This is a genomic window from Deferrivibrio essentukiensis, from assembly GCF_020480685.1.
In the GTDB taxonomy this organism is placed as follows: Bacteria; Chrysiogenota; Deferribacteres; order Deferribacterales; family Deferrivibrionaceae; genus Deferrivibrio; species Deferrivibrio essentukiensis.
Map to the genome: position 1 here is coordinate 1 of NZ_JAJAFU010000049.1, position 1,345 is coordinate 1,345.

2 protein-coding genes are annotated in these 1,345 nt (G+C 34.4%); both read right to left on the minus strand.

Annotated elements, in window-relative coordinates; genetic code table 11:
• Positions 1-1,117, minus strand: a 1,117-nt coding sequence (locus LF845_RS11690; RefSeq protein ID WP_242821192.1) for a helix-turn-helix domain-containing protein, incomplete at its 3' end; no start/stop codon positions are given.
• Positions 1,114-1,345: hypothetical protein (locus LF845_RS11695; RefSeq protein ID WP_242821193.1), on the minus strand; the 232-nt coding region annotated here is incomplete at its 5' end. The genes LF845_RS11695 and LF845_RS11690, both read right to left, overlap by 4 nt.

Below are 1,345 nucleotides of genomic sequence, written 5' to 3' on the forward strand. Positions count from 1 at the left end.
GGCACTGGTCAATAACATATTTACCACCCTGGTTAATTAACTGTTTACTGATATAACTAACTACAATATCATAAATATTACCAACATATTTTGTCACATCTTCCAACATGAGAACTGGGAATTTTACAATGTTTTGATTAATAATTGTTTTTAAGCTTTTAAGCTTCTGTAAAGGAGTGTCACCATTCATACCTACTCCAAAATGATTTCTTGCTGTGTTCCACACATTAAGCCACTCCTGAGCTTTCTTTATAAATGCTCTATCATCATTACAGGTAAGAACATGAGAAGAAAAGAAATACTCATCATCCAATTTGTGAGAGCTTTCTATAATGCCCTGTAAGTGTTTAGCCCGAGGAGGTATGGTATATGCTTCAGCATTTAAAATTGATACAAGATCGTTAAAGGTCTTAAGCTTTTTCTCGCTACCACTGAAAAACTCCCCACCGTTATCAACCCGTATTCTTATCCTATCTCTTACATTGTTTAATCTCATCCATAGAATCACGATGAACAAAAATAATATCCCATAAGTGGCATTTAGACTATGGGCATACATGGTAAACCTTATCCTTGTCTTTACATCTATGGCATTATAGGCATAAGTGGGAAGTAATCTGTTTTTAATATGCTCATATACTTCCATAGGAAGAGCTTTTTCATCCAATATGTGCTTTGTGTCTACCTGTAATTCTGTAAATGGCAATAGACTCTCATAGTCATAGAGCCTCCTTCTGTTGTTGTTCTTTGTCCTTACGTATTTCTTGTTTACCTTGTTCTTCCTGAGCAAAAACTTGATATAATCTTCTTGGATAAGTATAGAATATTTTTCCTTCAGATACTTCGAAAGCCTTCTTGCTCCATAGCCAGTATTTTTTGCCTCCACAAGAATTAATTGCTTAAAACTATCACTATACTTTCTATTTACCCTCTTAGGAGCCCTTGAACAATCTTCTAATCTACCGTCTCTTGCCCTCCTAACTGTATGCCTACTTATTCCTAATATGCTGGCAGTCTTAGTTACATTACCATTGTTCTTTGCCAAAACCTCTCTAATGAGTAATCTGGCCGCTACATCAGATTTGATTTTTCTTAAATTGTGATATATACTATTCATAGCTGCCTCCATGTTGGTAATAGCTTTATCTCGTTAAATAAACTAATACCAAATTTTTTGAATAAGTCAAAAAATATGGAGGCAGCAAATATCCTGATACTTTTTAATCTTAACACCTCTTCAAACAAACCCCTCGTTTCTTCTAAACTAAGAGATCTTATCTCTCTCATTATCATTGACTTACTCTTGTTAACTCCTAACTGGTAAATATCTTTATACCCAACTACC